This window comes from Desulfovibrio legallii (assembly GCF_004309735.1).
GTDB classification, from domain to species: Bacteria; Desulfobacterota; Desulfovibrionia; order Desulfovibrionales; family Desulfovibrionaceae; genus Desulfovibrio; species Desulfovibrio legallii.
Genome location: NZ_SIXC01000035.1, coordinates 1 through 398, shown reverse-complemented (window position 1 = coordinate 398; position 398 = coordinate 1). Strand labels below are relative to the sequence as shown.

Here is a 398-nt window from a genome sequence, read left to right as displayed (position 1 = left end):
TGGAAACCTTCTGTAATGCCGTTATTCCGAGTAAAACGGAACATTCTGGCCACTTCTTCCCGCCAATTATGCAACGTCTTGCCCAGGGTGCGCAACGGCGCGAAGGGTGTTTTTCGAAGTTGATCAATTTTATTCAATAATTCAGCCACATATCTGGGCAGGAATCGACGTTTTGCGCCCGGACACGCAATAAATCCGCGGTTTCATGCAAAAACTCGTACAGCGATTCAATGTCTGGTCTGGTGCGTGGATATCACTTACATCCCCATGCGCAAAGGCTTTCTGTACCTGGTGGCCGTTATGGACTGGCACAGCAAAAAAGTGTTGTCCTGGAGACTTTCCAACACCATGGACGCTGATTTCTGCGTCGCGGCCCTGGAAGAGGCCTTGGCGAAAAA

At 49.7% G+C, this 398-nt stretch carries 1 protein-coding gene and 1 pseudogene; one reads left to right on the top strand and one right to left on the bottom strand.

The genetic code is table 11. The annotated features are described in order from the left end of the window. Positions 1–191: transposase (locus EB812_RS11990; protein ID WP_207287385.1), on the bottom strand; the 191-nt coding region annotated here is incomplete at its 3' end. 46 nt (positions 192–237) lie between these two features. Here EB812_RS11990 and EB812_RS11605 point away from each other — a divergent pair. After that, positions 238–398, top strand: a pseudogene (locus EB812_RS11605) (DDE-type integrase/transposase/recombinase); the annotation flags it as partial.